This window comes from Aquidulcibacter sp., assembly GCF_049239865.1.
Lineage (GTDB): Bacteria > Pseudomonadota > Alphaproteobacteria > Caulobacterales > Aquidulcibacteraceae > Aquidulcibacter.
This window is the reverse complement of the sequence record NZ_JBMLTR010000087.1, coordinates 1-2,038: the sequence shown is the minus strand read 5'-3', so window position 1 is coordinate 2,038 and position 2,038 is coordinate 1. Positions and strand designations below refer to the sequence as shown.

The 2,038-nt window shown below is 57.9% G+C and carries 1 protein-coding gene; it reads left to right on the top strand.

Annotated elements, in window-relative coordinates; all coding sequences use genetic code 11:
- A partial coding sequence (locus tag ACOVRA_RS06485; protein WP_421719576.1) for a DNA gyrase subunit B occupies positions 1–2,038 on the top strand: 2,038 nt, incomplete at both ends.

The following is a 2,038-nucleotide window of genomic DNA, read 5'->3' as shown; positions in this document are numbered from 1 at the left end:
TGCACGCGGGCGGTAAGTTCGACCAGAATTCCTACAAAGTGTCGGGCGGCCTGCACGGCGTGGGCGTTTCGGTTGTGAACGCCTTGTCGGACCTGTTGGAATTGACGATTTTCCGCAATGGCGTGGAACACACCATGAGCTTTGCCTTGGGCGAAGCCAAAGCGCCCTTGCGTTTGGTTGGCCCGGTTGAAGCGGGCAAGAAGGGCACGCGCGTGCGTTTCTGGCCCTCGCCCACCATCTTCACCATGGTGGAGTTTGATCGAAAGACCTTGGAGCATCGCCTGCGCGAATTGGCCTTCCTGAATTCGGGTGTCACGGTGCGTTTCCGCGACTTGCGCGGGCCAGAGCCCTATGAAGAAATCATGCGCTATGATGGCGGCGTGGAAGCCTTCGTCCAGCATATTGACCGCAACCGCGTCAGCGTCACCGAGAAGCCCATCTTCGTGAAGGGCGAGAAGGATGGCATCGTGGTGGAGGCTGCGCTGCAATGGAACGACAGCTATCACGAGAATATGCTGTGCTTCACCAATAACATCCCTCAGCGCGATGGCGGCACGCACTTGGCCGGTTTCCGGGGTGCCCTGACACGCGTGATCAATGCCTATGGCGAGAAATCGGGTATTTCCAAGCGCGAGAAAGTCGACATTACTGGCGATGACGCCCGTGAAGGCCTGACCTGCGTCTTGTCGATCAAAGTGCCTGACCCGAAATTCTCCAGCCAAACCAAAGACAAGCTCGTCTCGTCTGAAGTCCGGCCAGCCGTGGAGAACACGGTTGGCGAAACCTTGGCCGAATGGTTTGAGGAAAATCCCAGCCTTGCCAAAGTCGTCATGGCCAAGATCGTGGAAGCCGCCGCTGCCCGTGAGGCGGCGAAAAAAGCGCGTGAATTGACCCGCCGCAAGAGCGCCCTTGATATCGCGTCCCTGCCCGGCAAGCTCGCTGATTGCCAAGAGCGTGACCCTGCCAAATCCGAAATCTTCATCGTCGAGGGTGACTCGGCAGGTGGCTCGGCCAAACAGGGCCGCGATCGCGGTTTCCAAGCTGTTTTGCCTTTGCGCGGCAAGATTTTGAACGTAGAGCGCGCCCGCTTTGACAAAATGCTGTCGAGCCAGGAAATCGGCACTTTGATCACGGCATTGGGCACGGGGATTGGTCGTGATGACTTTAATCCCGACAAATTGCGCTACCACAAGATCGTCATCATGACGGACGCAGACGTCGACGGGGCGCATATCCGCACCCTGCTTTTGACCTTCTTCTACCGCCAAATGCCAGAATTGATTGAGCGTGGGCATTTGTTCATCGCCCAGCCGCCTTTGTACAAGGCATCCAAAGGCCGGTCGGAGCGTTATTTGAAAGATGATGCGGCGCTTGAAGCCTATCTGATCGAAGAAGGCACAACGGACGCCATTCTGACTTTGGCCAGTGGTGAAGGCCGCCTTGGCGCTGATCTGGTCGCCACCGTGAAGGATGCGGAAGGATTTGAAGGCTCGGTCCGCCGTTTGGCGACCCGCTTCCCGGCCTTTGCGATTGAGCAGGCGGCCATTGCGGGTGCCTTGGTGATCGGGGCTGGGCAAGATGCGGGCGACCGCTTGGCCGTGCGCTTGAACGAACTGGCCGATGAAGGCGAAGACACTTGGACCGTCAAGATTGATGCTTCCGGCCTTGAAATGACGCGCGAAGTGCGCGGCGTGGCGGAGACCATTAAGCTGGATCAGAATGTGCTGGGCTCGTCCGATGCCCGCCGCTTGGCCGAACGTGCGGCCGCAATGGCGGGTGCCTATGATGGCTTGGCCAAGATCAAACGTCGCGAAGTTGAGACCGAAATTCATGGCCCCTTGGCTTTGCTGGAGGCTGTGCGGGCGGCAGGACGAAAAGGCATCACCATCCAACGCTATAAAGGCTTGGGCGAAATGAATGCCGACCAATTGTGGGAAACCACTTTGGATAAAGAGGCTCGCTCGCTTCTGCGCGTGTTTGTCGATCATGCCGATACTGCCGATGGTATGTTCACCCGCCTGATGGGCGATATTGTTGA